Here is a 23,443-nt window from a genome sequence, read left to right as displayed (position 1 = left end):
TATATATAACAGAAACCTATAAAATATTTCGATTTCACAAAGAATGTCGAATATAATAAAATGTATTTTAAGGGATGGGTGATAACGATTATCGACAACAAAGGAGGAATAGATAGTGAAGAAATTGGTTTCAATTTTATTAGCAGCATTTATGTTGATTTCCCTTGCAGCGTGTTCAGGGAAAGATGAGCAGGTAAATAATAAATCAAACAATATGCCGGAAAAATTAGTAATAGGAGTTATTCCTACTCAAAATCAAGGTGATATGCAAAAAGCAATGGATAAGCTAGGGAAGCACATTGCAAATGAAGTAGGTACAGAGGTACAAGTTGAAGTTTTTCCTGACTACAATGGAGTTGTAGAAGCTATGAACTATGGAAAGGTAGACTTAGCTTATTTTGGGCCACTTACATATGTTATAGCCAATGAAAAGAGTGGAGCAGAGGCCATCGCGACTATGTTAGTAAATGGAGAGCCATATTACTATTCATATATTATTGCACCTAATGATTCATCATTAAACACAGTTGAAGACTTGATTAACAATACTAAGGATATTCATTTTGCATTTGGAGATCCTAACTCAACGTCTGGTTCTCTAATACCAGGAATCATGCTTAAAGAAAAAGGCGTGTTTAAAGATGAATCAGACCATGACTTCAAGCAAATAACCTATACCGGAGGGCATGATGCTACTGCAATAGCTGTGGAAAACAAAAGGATAGACGCTGGAGCAATTGATAGTGCCATATTTGAATCAATGAAGAAAAGTGGTGTAGTTGATTCAGAAAAGTTTAAGATTATATGGAAATCAGACAAACTATTCCAGTATCCTTGGGCAGTAAAGAAGGATACTTCAGAAGAGCTTAAGGCTGCACTTAGAGAAGCTTTCTTAAAGGTAAAGGATCAGGAAATATTAGATATATTTGGTGCTAATGGATTTACAGAAGCTAAGGATGGCGACTATGAAGCCATAAGAAAAGCAGCAAAGATGGATGGTAGAATATAGAGTAGGTGTTCTTGATGAAGAGGCAACGATCAACTTTTAGAAGAGATAATAAAAATTTATATTATTGGTCTTTATTAGTCCTTCTATTATTATGGAGTGCAGTGGGTACAAAATTTAACCCGCTGCTTTTTAAGGATATTGGAAATACAGTTGATTTTATAAAAAAGAGTTTCCTAAATCCAGACTGGACTGTGTTACCTAGGGCAATAAAGGAATCTATAACAACTATCCAAATTGCCATAATGGGAACTGTGTTAGCTACGATTATTGCTATGCCCTTAAGCTTTTTAGGGGCTAAAAATACATCACCCCACTGGTTTGTATATTCATCAACTAAGGGTTTTTTAAGCTTTATTCGTTCTGTTCCTGAAATAGTTTTCGCCCTCATTTTTGTGCCTACAGTTAGTCTAGGTCCTGTGGCAGGGGTATTAGCTATAACACTTCACAATGTAGGTGTATTAGGAAAGATGATATCGGAGCTCATTGAAGCTGTAGATAAAGGTCCACAGGAAGCAGTTGCATCAACAGGAGCTTCAAAAAGTATAATTATTCTTTATGGGATAGTTCCTCAAATAATTCCTGTTATACTATCAAATATTTTTTATAGATTAGAGGTTAGTATTAGGGCTTCGCTAGTATTAGGTTTGGTTGGGGCAGGTGGTATAGGTCAGCTTCTCAGCATCCACTTTAAAATATTTCAATATGAAAAGGTTGCCGTAGATGTGCTGGTAATAATGATTCTTGTAGTTATAGTAGATGCTATAGGTGCCTATGTAAGACAAAGGGTGATTTAAATGTATTTGCAGATAAAGGAATTATATAAATCCTATCATAAGAACAGTGGCTATGTTTTGGAAAATGTAAATATAGATATATCAAAGGGAGAGCGTGTTGTTGTACTAGGGCTTAGCGGTTCTGGAAAATCTACATTGATCCGTTGTGTTAATAGATTGATTGATATAACCCATGGGAGTATATTATATTGTGGAAATGACATTACAAAGCTAAAAGGGGATAGTCTAAGGAAATACAGAAGAAAATTTGGTATGATATTTCAAAGCTATAATTTAATAAATAGATTAGACGTTATAACAAATGTTCTTGTAGGGAGATTTGGATATAAATCACTTATGAATGTGATAAGAAGAAACTTCTCTCAGGATGAATTGGAAGCTGCAAAAGAAGCCCTTAAGACAGTAGGCCTAGATGATTTTCTTCATAGACGTATTGATAAACTAAGTGGTGGACAACAGCAGAGAGTAGGGATTGCTAGGGCCCTTGTCCAACAACCAGAAATCATTCTAGGAGATGAACCGATTTCTAGTTTGGACCCAATCACAGCAGTATCAATTATGGAATTATTAAAGGAAATTAATATTCAAACTAACATCACAATGATAGTCAGCCTGCATAATGTAGATGCAGCTAAGAAGTTTGCTACAAGAATAATCGGAATAAACGGAGGAAAAATCATTTTTGATGATATACCAGATAATTTAAACGATGAAATATTGGCTAAAATTTATGATACAGAATAGGATAAGAACATTGATAGGATAGTCTATCGATGTTTTTTTGTTTAGGAGGGAGAACATAGCTAAAAAATATTTATACTAGTGTCTACTGTGTGAAATGACAAAGTTGGTGTGTTATTTGCCACAAGAAAAGATAAAACCAATGTGCCAAAGGCTGATATTAGCCCATATTCATTTTGGCACGTAAATTGCTTTATATATTCGTGCATTAAAAATTCCCATTTATATATGTATAGCTAGTAATAAATTTTATAATTACTAGCTATGCAACCCCGAAAATAAACCTAGGAAAATTCCTAGGTTTTTTAATGTGAAAAATATCATCAAATCTATATATTAATAGTCATAATTATTCGAGCTACAATATTTTTGTAATTCTCTTTTCAATATATTTATTTGAGTCATAATTTTTGTCAATGATTTTAACTATTCCATAGGATATACTCATCAAAACAATACCAGTTAAAAGACTAAAAACTTCAGATGAAATGTTAATATGGAAAGTTTTATGAATGTAGGACCCTAAAATTATTCCTGATATTAGCATGAAGAGTGGAAATACATAGGCTATAAAAGCAGCTTTCATAACTACCTTAGTTTCAACTTCGATCTTTACAAATTGACCAGGCTTTGCGTTGAGAGGATTTTCTACTTCTATGAAGGTGCCTGTACTGCTGCAGCCACCACTACAACTGCCGCATTTCTCACCACAGGCACTAGCCCTTCTTATTTCAAGTTTTGCTATATTTCCGCTTGTAGATATAACTTTTCCGATTTTTTCCATAATATACCCTCCTTTCTATGTATATTTATTAGCAAAAATCATACCTCCTAAACAAAATTGCTTTCAAAAAAAGTTGGCATAGATATTGCTCTAGTATAGATTAAGTAGATATAAAGGAGGTTGATGAATATGAATGAACTTAAAAACGTTGTGGTTTCAACGATTGTGTTTGCTATGCTTGTAGGTATAACTGCAGGAATTCATGGCATACACAAGTTAATATAAACTTGATTAATATTTTGAATAAATGGAAGGAAAGGAGAGGTTGCTATGCTACAGATTTTTAGAGTTATGTATATAATTCTGATGGGCTACCTAGTATTTTACATGTTTAGAAGGGGTGGGTGCTGTGGAGGTCATGGTCGAAATCATGATAGGAGAAGGGATGATTTTGTTATGAACAAACAAAAAAGGTTATTAGAGGATGATGAAAAAAATAATGCAATAGACATTTAGAAATTAGTGACTTGTGGATGATATCAAGCAAGAGATGTAGGAAATCCTACAAGATTGTGGAGGGAAATGATGAAGAAAAGTATTTTTATATATGCAACCATATTAGCTTTAATAATATTGTTTGGTATGTATTACTGGTTTGGTATGGGTCATCATAATTTCTACAGTAGTATATGCGGCAGCGGTATAAATGGAATCAAGATGTTGCTTGTTTATTATCTTCCATTATTGCTACTGATATTAATAATAATATTCCTATACAGATACAAGCAAACTAAAATAAAGTGTAGATACTGTAGTGCAAGTATAGAGAATGAACTTAGTATATGCCCTTATTGTGGAAATTCTATTTGAGAGGATAGTGTATAGCATGATGCTAATACCTTTGATTATAGCTATAGCTTTACTTTACTTTGTAACAATGAAAAATAATTCCTGTGATTGCTATGATACAGATAGTATTTCAAAATGTAATAAATGTGGAAGTGCTATAAAGGATGATTATATTTATTGTCCAAAGTGTAGAGAAAAGCTCAAGAAAAGATGTGAGAAGTGTGAGAAGATGATTGATATTACTTGGAGAAGATGTCCATTTTGTGAATAACAAAAATTATTATAGAGGAGATATAAAAATGAAAAAATGGTTTGAAAAATTTATAAAAAATCTTGAAGATGCTAACAAAAAAAGCTTTGGTTCAGGAAAACTAGATTGCTGTGATTTGAATCAGAAAGGCAATAATACTAAAACAAAAAAAGAGAAATAGGAGTATAGAATTACTTAGCTATTAGTAAAAATAAAATTCATGAGAGAACTTTAGTGACGCAAAAGAAAAGGGGGGAACCTATGGTAGAACTTTTTAGAATAGGACATGTATCAATATATCTATTTGGAATTACTATTGCATTAGGGATGTTGACTGGAATGGCTATTATGATAAAAGAAGCTAAGAGAAAAGGAATGGATATAGATAAGTTGACTGATCTAGCTGTTTACACAATTATAGCTTCTTTAATAGGAGCAAGGTTATATTACGTTTTGGCATTTAACCTTGAGTATTACCTTGCAAATCCAAAGGCGATTATTTCTATAAGAGATGGTGGCTTATCTATACAAGGAGCTTTGATTTTAGGTATCGGATTTGCTTTCTGGTATACGAAGAAGAAAAGAATTTCATTTTGGGAGGTCGCCGATGTATTTGCACCAGGTATTATAATTGGACAAGCGATAGGTCGAATAGGATGTGATGTTTTTGGTGTCCCTATGGAAAAACCTTATCCATGGGGAGTAGTGGCAAACTCCCAACTTTTACATCCAGCTCAGCTTTATGAAGCATTACTTGATTTACTTCTTTTTACTTACCTTTGGAGAAGTAGGAGTAAGGTTAGATATAATGGCGAATTATTTATCAAGTATATTATTGGCTTTTCAATAATTAGAGGGATAGTTGAATTCTTCAGAACTAATCCAATAGTATATGGGCCCTTTACTATCGCCCATATAACAAGCCTAGTGATAATTGCAATAGCTTTACTGATTCATAAAAGTATCAAGAAAAGAAAAATAATCCCATATGAGTCTGAGTCAAGCAATACATTAAAAGTTTCTGTTATGCACTATATAATAATTGCTTTATTTGCAGGGGTTAGTACATGGTTTTACTACTATATACATTAGATATGGGAGTTGGAAAATGAAAAAAGGAGATATAGTGATAATATTTACGGTGGTTATTATGAGTATATCCAGTATGTTCTCCATAATCTATTCAAGCTCTTACGCAAAGGAAAAAGACATAGTAATTGAAGTTGGTGGAGAAGAAATAAAAAGAATTTCAGTTGATGATAAAACTAATAGCATATACGATTTTAATTTTGGAGATGAAGTTGGATATATTGAGATAAAGACTGGAAAGGTCAGAATGCTTGAAATGGATAAACGTGTATGTCGAAATAAAATCTGTTCCCTAACTGGATGGATTAATGAAGAATATGAGACCATAGTTTGTCTTCCAAACAAAATAGCCATAAGTATCGAAAATACTGATACAAAAGATCAAGATATTGACGAAGTGTCTTATTAAAAAAAGGAGGGTAAAATAATGCAGAATATGGATAGAAATACAAGGGAAATGAATCGAGAAAAGGACCAAAAACACAAAGGGATGATGAAGCATGGATTGATGATGATGCTTTGCTGTCTTATACCAATACTGCTAATAGCAGGCTTACCTCTATTTGGTATAAATGGCGGCGTGTCATCAGGTTTGATTTTCTTATTGTGTCCGCTTATGCATATTGGAATGATGTTCATGATGAGAAAGAATGGACACAAGGGCTCATGTCACGGCGATGATAAAGGTGAAAATATAAATGTGGATAGTAAGGAATAAGCATAGGTTTTAATGAAGTTAGGGGGACGCAGTAATGAAGAAATCAACAAAAAAGAACTACGATATATTTATGTACTTAGCAGTATTTCTTATAACATTCTCACTATTTAGTTATGAAATATTATTAACACGGTTATTTTCGGTTATTTTAAGTCACAACTTAGTATTCTTAGTAGTGTCCTTTGCCATATTGGGAAGTGGTTTAGGGGGGATTGCTGCTTATAGGCAGCTAAAAAATAAAAGAAATCTAGATATTAACAAAATGATTATAAGACTTTCATCGTTGTTAGCTCTAAGTATAGTTGCTACTATTCTGTTGATATATAGAATGCCCTACGTTCCAGTGTATTCACTTTATGCCTTAATAGGGATAATCCCCTTTGTAATTGGTGGATCAATTATATCAATCATTTTTAAGGAATTTATCGACGCAAGCAGTAAGCTTTACTTTATGGACTTAGTTGGCTCAGCCCTTGGAAGTATAGCGATAATTAAAGTAATGAATACCTATGGCTTCATGTATAGTGTTGTGATAACAACATTGGGAGCCATTGGTGCTTCGATTTTCATAGCAAGCTACTTTAGAGAAAAGAAGAGCACTGTATTAAAGAGTCTGATATTTGTTCCAATAGTAGGAGTATTAATCCAGGGAAGCCTTGTTAGGGATATTGAAAAAGGATTTAGCTCATACTTTTCTAGTCCTAATACGGTAATAAGCTATCTACAGGACACTAATGAAAAGCCATTAAGTATATCTTATTCAAAGTGGAATGCCATATCAAGAACTGATGTCATCGAGACCACCAATGAGAATGAAAAAATAGTAGTTACCGATGGTGGGGCTTCGGCACCAATAATAAGATTTGATGGTGATTTAAATAAGGTTGATTATTTAAAGAAACAGGTCAATTTTATACCCTTTGCTATAGGAAAAAACGATAAAACTCTTGTTATAGGTTCTGGTGGTGGTAAAGATGTTTTGCTAGCTCTGTTAGGTGAAAGTAAAGATATTTCTGCGGTAGAAATAAACTCATCTACAATAGAAGCCGTTGATGAATTTAAAGAGTTCAGTGGCAACATATATCGTAGACCAGAAGTAAAGACCTATAATCAGGATGGAAGAAATTTTATAGAAAATACAAAAGAGACCTACGACAATATATACCTTTCTATGGTTATGACTAATGCGATAGAGAATACAATGTACTCTCTATCGGAAAATTACTTATTTACTGAGGAAGCTTTTGAAAAGTATTTAAAAAAGTTAAATGAGAATGGTAAATTAAGTTTTATGACCCATAGCGCATTAGATATGACAAAAATAGTTAATACAGGAATTAAGGTGTTAATGGAAAATGGAGTAAGTCAGGAGGATATAACTAATCATTTTGTAATTGTCAATGGAGCAAGTGAAAATCATAGAAGTGTTCATGGGGATATGATTAGAATGCCTATGATTGTATTTAAAAATGATCCCTTTACTCAAGATGAGATAGAATCTCTTTTGGACATAACTAGTTTTCAAAGGAGACAATTGGTTCATTTTCCAGGCGGAGAATATGAACTATTTAGGCAGTTGAGAGATAATGAGATTAGTTACAATGATATGCTAGAGACTTATAGTGTTAATGTTAAGCCAATCAACGATAATAGCCCATTTTTCTACAACTATACAAACTTAGTACCAAAGGAGATTATCTTAATTGGAATTTTAGCATTAGTTATATGGTCTGTAGTTAAAAGGAAGTACTTTATAGAAAGAAAAACAAATGAAATTTCTAAGTATTTCATTGTAATTGGTATGGCATATATGCTGATCGAAATACCATTTGTTCAGAAAACTGTCCTTTATTTTGGTAACCCGACAATTGCATTTAGTAGTGTTTTATTCAGTATTTTAGTAAGTAGTGGCATAGGGAGTTTAATTAGTGGTCATAGCTTTGTAAAAAAACATACATCTAAATCATCTATATATCTGTTGCTTACCACGACAAGTGTTATAACAGTATTAACGGTAATTGATAAAATAACTCTTTTGACAAATGATTTTGATTTATTGTACAAAGTTGCTACTATATTTTTTACACTATTACCTATGGGTATACTTATGGGGATGCCATTTCCAACGGGTATAAGCAAAATTAAAGAAGAGATAAGGAGGGACGATATTGTACCTCTAATGTGGGGAGCAAATGGGATATTTTCAGTAATTGGTTCTATATTGGCAGTGAGTTTTTCAATGAAAGTTGGATTTAATATTACTATCATTTTGGGAGCTATGTTGTATCTATATCTATATGTGAGAAATCCTTTAAAAGATTTTTAGCAATTTATTAACCAAAATAACGATTTTGCTACAATAGGTGTGGGAATTCCTACATTCAAAATATAGTTTTATTAAAACTGGTATTTATCAGTTTTAATAAGAATAAAAGGTTTAAGAAAATTTTCTTTTAAGGAATTTATATGAATCCAAGTTGCCTACTATATTTCGTCTATATTGAAACATGAAAAATAAGAGTTTTTTTATTGGAGAATCTAAATTGGCATAAGGATTGCTAATAAAGAATACTATAACAAAATTAAAAAATTGAGGAGAGATGTAATATGAAGAAAAAAGGATTAGCATTTGCAATTGCAGGAGTTCTAGCAGTGGGAACATTAACTGGCTTAGTCTATGCCAATACAGATAACAATGCTGAAAAAGGACTAAGCAAATTAGAAGTTGAGAGAAATATTTTTAGTAGCAAAAGTCAGTCAGTTGAAGTTAAGCAAAATGACAAAGATAAGGAAAAGAAAGATATATACAAAGATATGATAAAAATTATGAAGGAAAATGGGTATGAGGATATGGCAAAGGCTATGCAAAATAATGATCATGAAGTAATTGATGGGTTTATGAATAACATGACCGATGAAGACTATGAGAATATGATAAAGATAATGAGAGAAAGTGATTATGGATACATGGCAGATATGATGGAATCAATAGGAAGAGAAGAAATGATTCAGATGCATAATGATATGGGTGGTGCAGAAAATTGCCATGGAACTGGTTCATCTAATTCAAGTATGATGGGTGATTTTGATCAATTTAGATATAAGTTTAAATAAGAACACACCGGGGCTAAGCTCATAAGATGTTTTTATGAGACAGTCCCGTTAACCATCCTCCACCTCAAGCGCTAGGAAATTTTTTTTAGAAAACTCATACCCTTGTGGGGTATAGGTATACATTTGTAAGGAGAAAACTATAATGATTAGTATTGAAGTTTGTATTGGATGTAATTCTAAAAAATGTTGTAGTTACAAAAAAGGTATAGAACTTTATGAGTTTCTTAAAGATGATACTACAAAGCTTATAAACGTTGATATAGAAATTAGTATGAAAAAATGTAGCTGTAAAGAAGAATGTAATGGACCAATAGTAAGAATTGATGGTAGTGTATATACTAATGTAGATAAAGCTAAGGCATTAAATATCATAAAAAGAATAGTTCTGACGAAAGGGAGTGAAAATTATGAAACAAGAAACACTGAAAATTAATGGAATGACCTGTGCATCCTGTGCGAAGGCAGTTGAAAGAAGTGTAGGTAAAGTAAATGGAGTAGAGAGCTCCAGTGTTAACTTTGCTACTGAAAAATTAAACGTTAACTTCGATGAATCTTCAACTTCAATAGATGATATTAAAAAAGCTGTTAAGGATGCTGGTTATAGTGCTGAAGAAGATGTAGAACTCAGGGAGGTTGCTATCCCCATAGGAGGTATGACCTGCGCATCTTGTGCAGCGGCAGTTGAAAGAGAAATCAAAAAATTAGAGGGTATTGAAGAAATAAACGTCAATTTTGCTACAGAAAAGATGACTGTAAAATACAATCCATACCAAACAAGAATTTCAGAACTTAAGGCTGCTGTTGAAAAAGCTGGATACAAGGCTCTTGAGGTTCAAGCTGGGGATGAAGTTGATGCTGAGAAGGAAAGAAGACAAAAAGAAATGAAGACCCTTTGGACAAAGTTTTTAGTTTCAGCCATATTTTCTATACCGTTATTATATATAGCAATGGGTCATATGCTGGGATTACCAATTCCTGAGTTGATTGAACCCTCTAGTAATCCCTTAAATTTTGCTCTAGCTCAATTAATACTTACAATTCCAGTAATTATAGCAGGTAATAAATTTTACACAGTAGGTTTTAAAGCATTGATAAGAAGAAATCCAAACATGGATTCTTTAATAGCTATAGGTACAGCAGCAGCGATACTCTATGGTATATACGGAACAATTCAAATAGCAGGTGGAGATATTGGATACGCAAATGACTTATACTTTGAAACAGCAGGAGTTATTATAACACTTATTTTATTAGGTAAGTACTTAGAGGCAGTTTCAAAGGGTAAGACATCTGAGGCAATTAAGAAGCTAATGGGACTACAACCAAAGACTGCTGTTGTAATACATGAGGGAAAAGAGATGACTATTCCAATAGAAGAGGTAGAAGTAGGAGATATCATATTAGTAAAACCAGGTGATAAAATACCAGTTGACGGAACTGTTATTGATGGACATACTTCTATAGATGAATCAATGCTTACTGGTGAAAGTATTCCAGTTGAAAAAAATATAGGGGATAAAGTGATCGGTGCAAGTATAAATAAAAACGGTACTATTAAATTCAAGGCTACTAAGGTTGGAAAGGATACGGCTCTAGCTCAAATTATCAAGCTTGTTGAAGATGCACAAGGTTCTAAGGCTCCAATAGCCAAGATGGCAGATGTTATTTCAGGATATTTTGTGCCAATAGTTATTGCTATAGCGGTATTATCAGGTTTAGCTTGGTACTTCCTAGGAGGTGCAACAGCAATATTTGCCCTAACTATTTTTATAGCAGTCCTTGTAATAGCTTGTCCTTGTGCTCTTGGCCTAGCAACTCCTACTGCAATAATGGTTGGAACTGGCAAGGGAGCAGAATACGGAGTGCTTATAAAGGGTGGTGAGCCTTTAGAAACCACTCATAAAATAGAAACAATTGTATTTGATAAAACTGGAACTATAACTGAAGGGGAACCAGTAGTTACAGATATTGTAACTACTGAGGAATATACGGAAGACGAAATATTATCAATAGCTGGCTCAGCAGAAAAGGGCTCTGAGCATCCTCTGGGAGAAGCAATAGTAAAGGGCGCAGAGGAAAAGGGCTTAGAATTCAAGAAAATTGATAAGTTTAAAGCAATACCAGGCCATGGGATAGAGGTTAGTATTGATGGAAAGGATATATTACTTGGTAATAGGAAACTAATGAATGATAGGAAGATTAATGTAACTATACAGGAGGAATCAGATAAACTTGCTAATGAAGGAAAAACACCGATGTTTATAGCTATAGATGGAGGGTTAGCAGGAATTATAGCAGTAGCAGACACTGTAAAAGAGAGTAGTGCAGAAGCTATTAAGAGGCTTCATGATATGGGAATAGAGGTTGCTATGATTACAGGTGATAACAGGAGAACTGCCGAGGCTATTGCAAGACAGGTTGGTATTGATATAGTTTTGGCAGAGGTGCTTCCACAGGATAAGGCTAATGAGGTTAAGAAGCTTCAAGAAAGAGGCAAGAAGGTTGCTATGGTAGGTGATGGAATAAACGATGCACCTGCATTGGCGCAAGCAGATGTTGGATTGGCTATAGGCTCAGGTACAGACGTTGCTATGGAGTCAGCTGATGTAGTATTAATGAAGAGTGATCTTGTAGATGTTGTTACTGCAATTCAATTAAGTAAAGCCACAATAAGGAATATCAAACAAAATCTATTCTGGGCATTTGCATATAACACAGCAGGAATACCGATCGCTGCAGGACTTCTATATATCTTTGGGGGACCAAAGCTTAATCCAATATTTGCAGCAGCAGCGATGTCACTCAGCTCTGTATCAGTATTAGCAAATGCATTGAGGTTAAAGGGCTTTAAGCCTAAATATAAATAAAAATTTTAGGAGGTAATATTTATGATTAGAGTATGCAGTCACTGCTCAAATGTAGACATTAGCGAGCTTAAAAAATCAGTTCCTGAAAAAATTATTGAAATTGGGTGTATTGAAAATTGTGCAGCTTACCCAGATAAGGCCTATGGTTACTTTGAAAATGAGTTAATTGTCAGAGATAATTCTGAAGAATTAGTACAATATATAAAAGAAAGATTATAGTAACTTTAATAAAGAGCCACGATTTTTGCAGCTGCAGCGATGTCACTTAGTTCAGTATCAGTACTTGCTAATGCATCAAGATTAAATTGCTTTAAGCCTAAACATAAATAAAATAATTTTAGGAGGTAATATTTATTATGAAAAAGAAAATTGTTATTGAAGGTATGAGTTGTGGTCACTGTGCTGGTCATGTCACAGGAGCTTTAAAAGATGTTAGTGGAGTTGAAGAAGTAGAGATTATCGTAGCTGATGGATTGGCAATAGTAGAACTAGCTCATGAGGTTGATGATGAAAATCTTATAGATGCTATTGAAGAAGTAGGATACAATGCAGTTGAAGTTGAGGAAATATAGTATAAAGTACAATATTAGAAAAGGGCTCTTTTAAAAGACCCTTTTTTAATATTTATAAATATTAAATAAAAGCAAAAATATAAGGATGATATATATGGAATTAGGCTATAACATGCATCTTGAACAATCACAAAAGCTTGTTATAACACCAGAGATGAGACAGGCAATTAAAATTTTACAATTTAATTCCTATGAATTAAATCAGTTTATTCAGGAAGAATTAACCACAAACCCAACACTTGAAATTCAAAATGGAAATCAAGAATCTTATCAAGAAGAAAATAGTTTAAATAATGAAAGGATTAATGAGAAGATTGATTGGAGCGAGTATTTTTCTGAAGATAGCTATGGATATAACTTTAATACCTATAAAGAGAATAATGACGATACAAATAAAAAAGATTTTAACTGGTTTATGTCTGAAGCAACAAAACTTAAAGAACACTTATTATTTCAGTTACAAATGCTAGAACTTAATAAAATAGAAAAAGTAGTTGGCAAATATCTAATAGAAAATATTGATGACAATGGATATTTAAATCTTAATATTGAAGAAATAAGAAGTAAATTTGAGGTATCTAATAATACAATTCAGAATATTATTAATGAAATCCAAAGTTTTGATCCAAAAGGAGTAGGTGGAAGAGATTTAAAAGAGTGTTTACTTATTCAACTTAGAGAGAATAATTGTTATGACAAAGTAGTAATCAATATAGTTGAAAACTTTTTATCGGAATTGGCAGACAATAAACTAAAATATATAGCGAAGCAACTCGATATTTCCATAAAGGAAGTACAAAATGCAATGGATATAATTAAAAAGTTAGAACCAAAACCCGGTAGAGTATTTAGCCAAGCACGAGATTTAAAATATATAATGCCAGATGTGGCCATATTGAAAAGAAATGGAGAATATGTAGTATTAGTAAATGACATTACATCTCCAAGGTTAAATATCAGTAAATATTATAAAAGATTAATTACTAATAAAGATGCTGATAGTGAAACAATGGTTTATATCAATAAAAAGCTAGATTCAGCAGTAAGACTTATTAAGAATATTGAGCAAAGGAGAAATACTATCTATCGAGTTGCAAAGGAAATAGTAGAAAAACAAATTGACTTCTTTGAAAGAGGAAAAATTTATTTAAAACCAATGATACTGAAAGATATAGCTGATGAGATGGGTGTTAATGAGTCAACAGTTAGTAGAGCAATAAGTGGAAAATATGTTGAAACCCCAAAAGGAACATTTCAATTTAAATACTTTTTCCAAAGTGGAACTACAAAAGCTACAGGTGAAGGAATATCATCAGAAAGTATAAAAATAATAATAAAAGATATGGTAAATAATGAAAATTCGTTAAAGCCTTTTAGTGATCAACATATCAGTGCGGTTTTGAATGAAAAGGGAATTAATATTTCTAGAAGAACAGTAGCAAAGTATAGAAGTGAATTAGGCATTCCATCATCGACAAAGCGGAGAAGATATTAATTCCTTATACAATTTGATGTTTCAAGTAGTAATTAGTATATATCTTAAAGCATAATAATTTGTTTACACCTGGTTACTAAAAATCGGGTGTAAATTTATTTTTTGATATTTTCTTAAAGTTTATAAAAGAGGGGTAAAATCCTTGATAAATTTCATATTAAAATTTTAACAAACTTTTATGAACTTCATAATTTCTCCACATCTTTGTCCTATAATTTACTTATAGAAACAAAGAAAAAAGGAGGAGACAATATTAGTAATTAATAAAAAATAACATAGTCAAGTAGTTTGTTGAAGATTTCAAAATAAGAAAAATTTAGACTTAAAAGAATTTAAAATCTATAATACATTAGGAGGGGAAACATATGAAAAAAGATAAAAAAGTAATGGTAGGAATAGTTAGCGTATTGATATTATCCTTAGGGTTTACAAGCTTTGCTTTTGCTTCTTCTTATAGCAATTTTAATGGAAACTTTAATGGATATGGAATGATGAATGGAAACGTGGTTGGAAGTGGGTACGGAAATGGATACAGAATGATGAATGGTTTTGGCGGACATATGGGATTTGGGCACATGGGAAATGAACATATGTCAGGAATGATGGGTGCATGGGGGAATTCAAATAATTATAAATACTATAACAGTGAAAAAATGTCTGAAGATGAAATAAAAGAAACTGTTGAAAAATATATAGAAACCTATGATGAAAATTTAGAAATAGGTGATATGTTTGTATATAAAAACAGTGATTACTACGTTTCAATAGAAGAAGAGGATACAGGAAAAGGAGCTATGGAGTTACTTGTTAATCCATATAGTGGAGCAATTTACCCAGAATATGGACCAAATATGATGTGGAATGAAAAGTATGGTATGCACGGGTCAAGAGGTTTCGGAATGATGGGTATGGGAAGTTGGAATAATATAAATATATATGATTCACTAGAAAAGCTAGACAGAAAAAAAGCTGTATCTATTGCTGATGAATATGTAAAAGAAATTTTAGATAAAGATTATTCAGTTGAAAACGAAGGACATGAGTTTTATGGGTACTATACATTCCATGTTAGTAAGGATGATGAAACTGTAGGAATGTTAAGTGTGAACCATTATTCAGGTAACGTATGGTATCACACATGGCATGGTGATATTGAGAAGATAATATCTCATCATGATGAGTAAAGAAAGGATGATATAGGATGATGGGTTTTGGAATGATGGGTGGAGGAATTATGTGGATATTAATAATTGGATTAGCTATTTATTTAATAGCAAATAACCAAAGGAATATATCTAATAATTATTCAAATGATAGATATAGAAACAACGATGCACTTGAGATTTTAAAGGAAAGATATGCAAAAGGAGAAACTACTGAAGAAGAATATCTAAGAAAAAGAAAAATTCTAAAAGGCTAAAATCATAAAAAAGTATCTTGGTTAAAACATCAAGATACTTTTTAGTGAGCTCATTTATCTGAGAGAAATCTGTGACTTAAACAAAGGGGCTTGATGGCCCCTTTGAATTTCTATTAGACTTACTTAAATTTACTATTATTAAGTTGTAAGGTCGATTCATAAAACACAAGGGAAGTTTAAAGAGTTGAAAAATATGGAAATTACTTGCTGAATTGTAGTAAGGTATCTATTAGTTCATCTATAACATCATCTTTATTATCCTGATAAAGGGAGTTTTTTACACAACCCTTTAAGTGGTCCTTTAAAACAATTCCTCCTACTTTATTGATGGCTGATCTAATAGCTGCTATCTGTATCAAAATATCGCTACAATATCTCTCATCTTCAATCATTTTTTGTATCCCTTTTACCTGTCCTTCTATTCTTTTAAGTCTTCTTAAGATATCTTTTTTTTCATTTGCATATGAACTCATAATGTCACCCCTTATACCTTGACATAGTATTTTAATCATATTTTAAAGCAAATTTTATGCCAATGAAAACTCAATATTATATTAATTCTGGTATAAAGATTGCATTAATAAATTATATTAATAATCTGAAGGAGGAGTAAAGTGAATAATAGAACTGAGATAATTAGAAAAAGATATGATAGAGTTGCTAAGATATATGATTTGATGGAAAAGCCCATGGAAGCTTCAAAGCTTTCGAATTGGAGGAAGGAAGCTATTAAAGAGTTATATGGAGATGTTTTAGAGGTTGGAGTTGGCACGGGTAAGAACGTTGAATACTATCCTGAAAACTTAAAGGTGACAGGGATAGATTTCAGTAGTAAGATGCTTAAAAAAGCGAGACAAAAAGCTCAAAACCTTAATAAAGAAATTAGATTATTACAAATGGATGCTCAGAATATGGAGTTTGAGGATAATTCATTTGATTCAGTACTTACCACCTGCGTATTTTGCTCTGTACCGGACCCTGTAAAGGGATTAAAGGAAATAAAAAGAGTATGTAAAGAAAATGGAAAAATTATAATGATCGAACATGTAAGAAGTGAGAGGCAATTAATTGGAACTTTGATGGACATATTTAATCCGATTTTTGTAGGGGCATATGGTGCTAACATCAATCGAAGGACTGTATCCAATATTAAGAGTGCAGGCTTTAAAAACATACAAGTTACAGATCTATGGTTAGATATAGTGAAAAAAATTGTTATAGTGAACTCGTTTAGCTGAAGATAAACGAGTTCATTTCTATTAAATAGAATTTCTTTTAGTTTTGGGAGTAATCAAATCAAAAAACATGTAAATTATTCATATCAAAATGAAGAAGTAAATTGATCTAATTCCCACAGTGGATGAGGGATTTGACACTCTTAAAAATTAAAATTTGCTGAATGCGATTAAAAACCTACAATATATGTTGGCATGATAAATGCTTATATATTATAGAAATTAAATACATTATATATACAAAAAATCAAAGGAGTGACAAATTTGAAAAGTGCCAGAAAATTAATAATGGGTATTATTGTAGTTGTAGCATTAATACTAATTACATCTTTTAATACCATTATCAGCTTTATAACAGATTATGAATGGTTTAATGAGCTTGGATTTGATAAGGTGTTTTTAACAAAGCTAATGACTCAGCTTAAAATAGGTATTCCTCTATTTATTGTAATAATACTATTTACGTATCTTTATCTTATTTCAATTAAAAAGGATTATTATAGAAAAGTAAATGTTGTTTATCAAGGTGTAGAGGAAAAAAGAATAAATCAAATGGCCTTTGCTGGATCACTATTTGTTGGATTTATCTCTAGTATCAGTGCATCAAAGAACCTTTGGTTCGATATATTACGTTTTACTAACTCTACGGGTTTCAATATATCTGATCCTATTTTTAATAAGGATGTATCCTTTTACATATTTAAATATCCATTATTTCAGAAATTATATTTTGCGTTAACAAGTTTTATAGTATTAATTGCAGTATTGACTGTAGTTTTTTACGGAGCGATGATGACCTTAAGAAGACCAGTATCAGTTGATAATAATGAAGAAATCGACATTCCTAATATTAGACATATAAACATTGATGATGTCTCGAAGATACTAGACATTGCTGCGAGGCAGCTAATAGTGATAGGGTTTATATTTTTTACAGTATTAGGACTTGGATACTATTTAAGAACCTACGAACTTTTATATTCTACAAGGGGAGTAGTTTATGGAGCAAGCTATACTGATATAAAGGTTACATTATTAAAATATAGAATAATGATGATACTTTCGTTAATATCTGCATTTATTCTAGTATTTGGAATTAAAACAAGAAAGCTTAAGCTAGCTGTAACAGGGCCAGTATTGATGATTGCTGTATCTCTCTTAGGAAATGTAGCTACTGGTCTAGTACAAAATTATATAGTGTCTCCCGATGAAATATCTAAGGAGAAGCAATTTATTGAGCATAATATAGCATTTACGCAAAAGGGGTATGGACTTGAAGCTGTTGCTGAAAAGGAATTTCCAGCGTTGGAAAATCTAACGAAGGAAGATTTGGAAAAAAACCAAGATACCTTAACTAATGTTAGGATAAATGATTACAGACCTTCAGAACTTGTATACAATCAAAAGCAAGGGATAAGGTACTATTATAACTTTAATGATGTGGATGTTGATAGATACTATGTAGATGGGAAATACAGACAAGTATTTATATCGGCTAGAGAATTAGATCAGACTAAAATTAGAGAAGAAGTATTAACCTTTATTAACAGACAGCTAAAATATACCCATGGATATGGAGTAGTAATGTCACCGGTAAATAAGATAACCACAGAAGGATTACCCTACATGTTAATTGAAAACATTCCGCCGGCAACAGAGATAGAAGGATTTGAAATTCAAAGACCTGAAATATATTTTGGAGAACTAACCAATGACTATGTTATTGTAAATACTAAAGAAAAGGAATTCGATTATCCAAAGGGTTCATCAAACGTAGAGAGTACCTATGGTGGTAGTGGTGGAATAAAGCTAAATGGCATTAATAAGCTATTATTTGCATATGAACAAAAAAGTCTGAAAATGCTATTATCAGGAAACATAACCTCAGAAAGTAGAATATTGTTAAATAGAAATATAAATGAAAGAATAAGAAAGATAATGCCCTATATACAATATGATTCAGATCCATATATAGTGCTAAGTGAAGGAAAGCTGTACTGGATAATCGACGGATATACAACAAGTGGAAACTATCCATATTCTGAGCCACTTTCAAATTCAGGTATAAACTACATTAGAAATTCCGTAAAGGTGGTAATAGATGCCTATAATGGAAAAGCAACCTATTATGTATCAGATGAAAAGGATCCTTTAATAAATACATATAGGAAAATTTTCCCACAATTATTTACAGCAATAGAAAATATGCCTGAGGATTTAAAGGCTCACATAAGATATCCAAGGGTATTATTTGATATACAATCACAAATATATAGAGTTTACCATATGGAAGACCCTCAAGTATTTTATAATCAAGAAGATGAATGGGATATTGCCGATGAGTTGTATCAATCAGAGGAGCAGCCTATGGAATCAAATTATTTAGTTATGAAATTGCCGGAAGAAAAGAACGAAGAATTTGTACTTACAATACCCTATACTCCAAAGGACAAAAAGAATATGACGGCACTGTTTGTAGGTAGAAATGACAAGGAGAATTATGGACAATTAGTAGTTTATAAGCTTCCAAAGAGTAAAAATATATATGGACCTATGCAAATCGAAAACAAAATTGATTCTGATGCTAATATATCTAAAGAGCTGACACTATGGAGTCAAAAGGGGTCTACAGTTATCAGAGGGAATTTACTTACTGTACCTATTGAAAATTCATTATTATATGTGGAACCAATATATCTAAAGGCAGACAGTGAAGATAGTCTACCGGAAGTTAAAAGGGTAATAGTAGGATATGGAGAACAGATTGTAATGAAGCCTACCTTTGAAGAAGCTTTAGAAGAAATATTTGGTGAAGTTAATGAAAAACAAGGACTAAAATCTCCTCAAGTGGAGACCACAATAGAAGATGGAGATCTTAAAGGTTTAATAATAAAAGCTAAGGATGTTTTCGATAGGTCACTAGAAGCTCAAAAAATAGGAGCTTGGGCAGAGTATGGAAGACTTATAGATGAATTAAAAGTAATACTAGAAAAACTAAATAGATTAAATAATGAAACCATAAACAATATTGATCTTTTAGACATAGGAAATTAGAAAAGATTGTATTTATTTTGAGCAACAGAAGAATAAACATATGTTTTGTATGAGTTTAGTGTTATGCTAAACTCTATTTTTAAAGCAATAATTTTAGCTATGTTTACTATAAATATAAAGTTTAAGATATATTTGGAGGTATGATATGAAGAATAATAAAATATAATATCCTTGCTGTAGGAAATGCAACACAGAAAGTAGCATTTTCTACACAATACTAAAAATCAAACCACTATATGCGGATATATAGTGGCTTGATATATTGGCATTAATTTTGCTTTATGATAGAGTGAAGGATTAGAAAAATAAGAAAATGTATATAAGCTAAAACTGATAGTATAAAATTTAATTGATAAAGATGGAGGTTCTATGAAAGATATAGTTAATGGAAAGGAACTATTAAATAAAATAGATTTACTAAGGTATACACTTGAAAAAAATCTTAATGATAACCTTATAGAAGATGAAATAGTTAAAATGAGTCAGTCACTTGATAGACTTATAGTATTTTATTACAAACAGGGATACAAACAAGTTTAATAAATGTTTTTCTTGATTTTAAAAATACTTATTTTATAAAGCAAAAATAAGTATTTAAAATACACTTTACATAAGTCAATTTATAAACTAACTTATTAAAAGGAGGCTCAATATATGAGTAAGGAAGAAACAATGAAAATAATCGATAAATTAGATGAAATAATCAAAAATGGTGGTGGCTATTTGGAATTCTTTGAGTTTTCATCTGAAATTGATAAATTCATTAAAAAAGAAATGATAAAACAAAGTAAGTAATCGATTAAATGAAATGGATGAAAAAAAATGAGGAAGTTATTTTTAATAAGTATTGTATCTTTATTTATAATTAGTATTGTAATAGGTACTTCTGTTAAATTTAATAGTAAGTATAGTTTAACAGTTAATACGAATGAGGTATTTATAAATATAGATAAGGGGTCGAACTTAAACCAAATATCAAGCAAATTAAAGAATCAGGGAGTTATAAAATCTCTTAAATATTTTACTTATTATACAAGGCTCAAAGGATTAGAAAAAAATTTACAGGCTGGAATATATACTATTCCAGCGAAAATTAGTTTAGATGAGCTTCTAGAGAAGCTTCAAAATCCTCAAAAAGAGTATATTAAAGTTACAATTCCAGAAGGATATAATTTATATCAGATAACAAAGGAGCTTGCAGAAAATAATTTGATTGATGAAGAAGTATTTTTAAAAAATGCTCAGGAAGGATTAGAGGGTTTTGAACTTTATATTGATAAGAATGGCATAAGTTATAAACTAGAAGGTTATTTATTTCCAGACACTTATTTTATTCCGAAAGGCCTTAGCGAGAAAGAAATTATAGATATGATGATTAAACGATTCAATGAAAAGTTTTTAAATGTGTATAAAAAAAGAGCCGAAGAGTTAGGACTTAGTATACATGACGTAGTAACAATTTCATCACTAATTGAGAAGGAAGCTGCAAATGATAAAGAAAGAAAAACAATTTCAGGAGTAATATATAATAGAATGGAAAAAAATATGCCACTACAGATTGATGCTTCGGTTATTTACGGAATAACTAAAGGGAAAGATCATATTGCTAGACTTATGTACAGTGATTTGGAATCAGAGTCTGAGTATAATACGTATAAATATACAGAACTTCCACCAAGCCCAATAGCATCTCCTGGACAAGCATCCATAGAAGCGGCTCTTTTTCCAGAGAAACATGATTATCTTTATTATGTGTTAGGTACAGAAGGTCATGTATTTAGTAAAACATATAAAGAGCATAGAGAAAATGTAAAAAAGTATATTAATTAAAGTATTATATAACTCTAAAAGCCTAATCCGCTGAAAAGTTAGTTGGACAGGCTTTTTTTAATCCATAGAAAATCATAAATCATTAGAAACTGAAGATTTTGCTTTATAATATCATAAAAATTTACTTTATGATTTAAGTGTTGTAAATAACGCAAAATATGAGGGTTATGGTACATAGTATTAAAAAAACAACAGCTAGAATGCTGATTTAAAGCTAATTTAAGTATGGCATGAGAATTGCTAAATATATTCGATATTAAAACTTAAGGAGGTGGCACAATGGGTTGCTGTGGAGGAGGACATAATAATCATAGTCAAATAAGAGGTACTAAAACTCATGATAGGAATCATAATCGAGAAGAATGTACAAATAATTATTCTTCAAAAATGATGATAATATTCGGTTTAATCGTGCTTGGCGGTTTGGCTTACTATTTCTTAAGATAATAATATGACTTTCTTTAGATAGCATATTTTCACATTAAGAGAGTTTATAAGATAAGCCAAATAAGAAAGCATAGATACAGGGGTATTGTTTTTTTATAAAGAAATATCTAATGTGTGAATTGATGTCAAATTATCTATTGAATAAGAAAAAAAGGTTGATTTAAGGTCTTGTAAAGATAGTATGATGGAGGGAAAGTGATGAAAAAGGGAAAAATTTTTATAATTATAACCGTAATAGCAGGATTAACCTTAGGAATAAGTTATTATATAAAAAATGGAGGTGTCGAAACAATAAAATCTAGCAATCAGTACTTAGCTTTTATTCCAAATGTTGGAGATGGAACCGTATCTGTAATAAATGTTCAGAATCAAGAATTAATAGACAATATCAAAATTGGCAAGGAAGTTTCCCACGGAATAGCGACAACTCCTGACGGCTCAAAGCTTTATACAGGGGATTTGGATGAAGGAAAACTATTTGTTTATGATGCGAAGAATAATAGACTTACTAAAATGATAGATACTGGGAAAAGAATTCATGGTATTGATATAACACCAGATGGAAAATATGTTCTTTTAGCAAGTGGAGAAACTGAGATAGATGATAAATACAACTATATACAAATAATTGACACAAACACTGATGAGATTGTACAAACAATAACATCCGATGGAAAAAGCCCAGCACATATAGACTTTACAAAGGATGGTAAACTAGCCTTTGTATCAAATGTAATGTCAAATGATGTTTCTATTATTGACATAGATAAACGAGAAATTGTAGATAATGTTAAAGTTGGAATTATGCCAAATGAAACTGAGCCTTCACCAGATGATAAATTTTTGTATGTTGCTAATGTTCAGGAAGGGTCGATCTCTATTGTAGATATAGGTAAGAGAAAAGAAATCGGTAAGATTAAGGTGAGCCCTGGAACCCATGGAGTAGCAGTTACAAATGATGGTAAGTACATTTGGACAACTAATAGGTTTGGTAAAAACATTGCTATTATCGATATACACGATAAAAGGGTAATAAAAACAATAGATGTAGATGGAGAACCTAATCATGTTTCAATTTTACCTAATGGCGACTATGCCTATGTAACAAACCTTGAATCGAATAATTTAATGATAATAGATACTATTACCTTTGAGATAGTCAAGGAAATAGAAATTGGAGTAGAACCACATGAGATAGACTTTGTAAAACTATAAAATACAATGATTTATGGAGG

28 protein-coding genes are annotated in these 23,443 nt (G+C 31.5%); 26 read left to right on the top strand and 2 right to left on the bottom strand.

Annotated elements, in window-relative coordinates; translation table 11 throughout:
• Window positions 1-115: 115 nt before the first annotated feature.
• Genes phnD through phnC form a run of 3 tightly spaced genes read left to right on the top strand, consistent with a single transcriptional unit; the run spans window position 116 to window position 2,547 of the window.
• Window positions 116-1,009, top strand: coding sequence for a phosphate/phosphite/phosphonate ABC transporter substrate-binding protein (gene phnD, locus R9X47_RS07190; protein ID WP_432666082.1), 894 nt, complete (start codon window positions 116-118; stop codon window positions 1,007-1,009).
• A 14-nt stretch (window positions 1,010-1,023) separates the two neighbouring features.
• Window positions 1,024-1,803 carry a phosphonate ABC transporter, permease protein PhnE gene (phnE, locus tag R9X47_RS07185; RefSeq protein ID WP_432666081.1) on the top strand — a complete coding sequence of 260 codons (780 nt, stop codon included), beginning with the start codon at window positions 1,024-1,026 and terminating at the stop codon, window positions 1,801-1,803.
• On the top strand, window positions 1,804-2,547 hold the full coding sequence (gene phnC, locus R9X47_RS07180) for a phosphonate ABC transporter ATP-binding protein (RefSeq protein WP_432666080.1): 744 nt from the start codon (window positions 1,804-1,806) through the stop codon (window positions 2,545-2,547). It begins immediately after the preceding gene.
• Between the two features lie 355 nt (window positions 2,548-2,902).
• Here the strand turns inward: phnC and R9X47_RS07175 are convergent, their stop codons facing one another.
• Window positions 2,903-3,328: a SoxR reducing system RseC family protein gene (locus tag R9X47_RS07175; RefSeq protein WP_432666079.1), complete on the bottom strand. Its 426-nt coding sequence runs from the start codon at window positions 3,326-3,328 to the stop codon at window positions 2,903-2,905.
• Window positions 3,329-3,598: 270 nt separating this feature from the next.
• On the opposite strand from R9X47_RS07175, the gene R9X47_RS07170 reads away from it, so the two are divergent.
• From R9X47_RS07170 to R9X47_RS07095, 16 genes are all read left to right on the top strand, one after another.
• On the top strand, window positions 3,599-3,784 hold the full coding sequence (locus tag R9X47_RS07170; RefSeq protein ID WP_432666078.1) for a hypothetical protein: 186 nt from the start codon (window positions 3,599-3,601) through the stop codon (window positions 3,782-3,784).
• Between the two features lie 69 nt (window positions 3,785-3,853).
• Entirely contained in the window at window positions 3,854-4,138 is a 285-nt protein-coding gene (locus R9X47_RS07165; protein ID WP_432666077.1) for a hypothetical protein, read from the top strand.
• A 16-nt stretch (window positions 4,139-4,154) separates the two neighbouring features.
• A complete protein-coding gene (locus tag R9X47_RS07160; RefSeq protein WP_432666076.1) occupies window positions 4,155-4,388 on the top strand; it encodes a zinc ribbon domain-containing protein in 234 nt (77 codons plus the stop codon).
• 28 nt (window positions 4,389-4,416) lie between these two features.
• A complete protein-coding gene (locus R9X47_RS07155) occupies window positions 4,417-4,548 on the top strand; it encodes an LDCC motif putative metal-binding protein (protein ID WP_432666075.1) in 132 nt (43 codons plus the stop codon).
• A gap of 80 nt (window positions 4,549-4,628) precedes the next feature.
• The gene (gene lgt, locus R9X47_RS07150) at window positions 4,629-5,459 is read left to right on the top strand and encodes a prolipoprotein diacylglyceryl transferase (protein ID WP_432666074.1); all 831 of its coding nucleotides are present in this window, start codon (window positions 4,629-4,631) and stop codon (window positions 5,457-5,459) included.
• 16 nt (window positions 5,460-5,475) lie between these two features.
• Complete coding sequence (locus R9X47_RS07145; protein WP_432666073.1) at window positions 5,476-5,865, top strand: NusG domain II-containing protein; 390 nt, start codon at window positions 5,476-5,478, stop codon at window positions 5,863-5,865.
• Between the two features lie 18 nt (window positions 5,866-5,883).
• Window positions 5,884-6,174 (top strand): hypothetical protein, encoded by a 291-nt coding sequence (locus R9X47_RS07140; RefSeq protein WP_432666072.1) that lies wholly within the window; start codon window positions 5,884-5,886, stop codon window positions 6,172-6,174.
• Between the two features lie 34 nt (window positions 6,175-6,208).
• Entirely contained in the window at window positions 6,209-8,500 is a 2,292-nt protein-coding gene (locus R9X47_RS07135) for a hypothetical protein (RefSeq protein WP_432666071.1), read from the top strand.
• A 281-nt stretch (window positions 8,501-8,781) separates the two neighbouring features.
• Window positions 8,782-9,288 (top strand): hypothetical protein, encoded by a 507-nt coding sequence (locus R9X47_RS07130; RefSeq protein WP_432666070.1) that lies wholly within the window; start codon window positions 8,782-8,784, stop codon window positions 9,286-9,288.
• 142 nt (window positions 9,289-9,430) lie between these two features.
• Window positions 9,431-9,721, top strand: a complete 291-nt coding sequence (locus tag R9X47_RS07125) for a hypothetical protein (RefSeq protein WP_432666069.1) — start codon at window positions 9,431-9,433, stop codon at window positions 9,719-9,721.
• Window positions 9,696-12,155 (top strand): heavy metal translocating P-type ATPase, encoded by a 2,460-nt coding sequence (locus R9X47_RS07120; protein ID WP_432666067.1) that lies wholly within the window; start codon window positions 9,696-9,698, stop codon window positions 12,153-12,155. Before R9X47_RS07125 ends, R9X47_RS07120 begins: the two co-directional genes overlap by 26 nt.
• Before the next feature lie 21 nt (window positions 12,156-12,176).
• Entirely contained in the window at window positions 12,177-12,374 is a 198-nt protein-coding gene (locus tag R9X47_RS07115; RefSeq protein ID WP_432666066.1) for a hypothetical protein, read from the top strand.
• Window positions 12,375-12,511: 137 nt separating this feature from the next.
• Window positions 12,512-12,727, top strand: coding sequence for a heavy-metal-associated domain-containing protein (locus tag R9X47_RS07110; RefSeq protein ID WP_432666065.1), 216 nt, complete (start codon window positions 12,512-12,514; stop codon window positions 12,725-12,727).
• Window positions 12,728-12,821: 94 nt separating this feature from the next.
• Window positions 12,822-14,222 carry an RNA polymerase factor sigma-54 gene (gene rpoN / locus R9X47_RS07105; protein WP_432666064.1) on the top strand — a complete coding sequence of 467 codons (1,401 nt, stop codon included), beginning with the start codon at window positions 12,822-12,824 and terminating at the stop codon, window positions 14,220-14,222.
• Between the two features lie 365 nt (window positions 14,223-14,587).
• The gene (locus tag R9X47_RS07100; RefSeq protein ID WP_432666063.1) at window positions 14,588-15,406 is read left to right on the top strand and encodes a hypothetical protein; all 819 of its coding nucleotides are present in this window, start codon (window positions 14,588-14,590) and stop codon (window positions 15,404-15,406) included.
• 17 nt (window positions 15,407-15,423) lie between these two features.
• The gene (locus R9X47_RS07095; protein ID WP_432666061.1) at window positions 15,424-15,642 is read left to right on the top strand and encodes an SHOCT domain-containing protein; all 219 of its coding nucleotides are present in this window, start codon (window positions 15,424-15,426) and stop codon (window positions 15,640-15,642) included.
• A gap of 200 nt (window positions 15,643-15,842) precedes the next feature.
• Here the strand turns inward: R9X47_RS07095 and R9X47_RS07090 are convergent, their stop codons facing one another.
• The gene (locus tag R9X47_RS07090; protein ID WP_432666059.1) at window positions 15,843-16,115 is read right to left on the bottom strand and encodes a metal-sensitive transcriptional regulator; all 273 of its coding nucleotides are present in this window, start codon (window positions 16,113-16,115) and stop codon (window positions 15,843-15,845) included.
• Between the two features lie 141 nt (window positions 16,116-16,256).
• On the opposite strand from R9X47_RS07090, the gene R9X47_RS07085 reads away from it, so the two are divergent.
• The 7 genes from R9X47_RS07085 (at window position 16,257) to R9X47_RS07055 (ending at window position 23,423) form a co-directional block, all read left to right on the top strand.
• Window positions 16,257-16,880, top strand: a complete 624-nt coding sequence (locus R9X47_RS07085) for a class I SAM-dependent methyltransferase (RefSeq protein ID WP_432666057.1) — start codon at window positions 16,257-16,259, stop codon at window positions 16,878-16,880.
• Between the two features lie 261 nt (window positions 16,881-17,141).
• Complete coding sequence (locus R9X47_RS07080; RefSeq protein WP_432666056.1) at window positions 17,142-19,931, top strand: UPF0182 family membrane protein; 2,790 nt, start codon at window positions 17,142-17,144, stop codon at window positions 19,929-19,931.
• Between the two features lie 369 nt (window positions 19,932-20,300).
• Window positions 20,301-20,471 (top strand): aspartyl-phosphate phosphatase Spo0E family protein, encoded by a 171-nt coding sequence (locus R9X47_RS07075; protein ID WP_432666054.1) that lies wholly within the window; start codon window positions 20,301-20,303, stop codon window positions 20,469-20,471.
• Window positions 20,472-20,585: 114 nt separating this feature from the next.
• Complete coding sequence (locus R9X47_RS07070) at window positions 20,586-20,726, top strand: hypothetical protein (protein ID WP_432666052.1); 141 nt, start codon at window positions 20,586-20,588, stop codon at window positions 20,724-20,726.
• Window positions 20,727-20,753: 27 nt separating this feature from the next.
• Entirely contained in the window at window positions 20,754-21,761 is a 1,008-nt protein-coding gene (mltG, locus tag R9X47_RS07065) for an endolytic transglycosylase MltG (RefSeq protein WP_432666050.1), read from the top strand.
• A gap of 279 nt (window positions 21,762-22,040) precedes the next feature.
• The gene (locus R9X47_RS07060; protein WP_432666048.1) at window positions 22,041-22,208 is read left to right on the top strand and encodes a hypothetical protein; all 168 of its coding nucleotides are present in this window, start codon (window positions 22,041-22,043) and stop codon (window positions 22,206-22,208) included.
• A gap of 198 nt (window positions 22,209-22,406) precedes the next feature.
• On the top strand, window positions 22,407-23,423 hold the full coding sequence (locus R9X47_RS07055) for a YncE family protein (protein WP_432666046.1): 1,017 nt from the start codon (window positions 22,407-22,409) through the stop codon (window positions 23,421-23,423).
• Window positions 23,424-23,443 lie beyond the last annotated feature (20 nt).

It is taken from the genome of Wukongibacter baidiensis, assembly GCF_050888315.1.
In the GTDB taxonomy this organism is placed as follows: Bacteria; Bacillota; Clostridia; order Peptostreptococcales; family Caminicellaceae; genus Wukongibacter; species Wukongibacter baidiensis.
The sequence above is the reverse complement of the archived record's forward strand: the minus strand, read 5'-3'. Positions and strand labels throughout refer to the sequence as shown.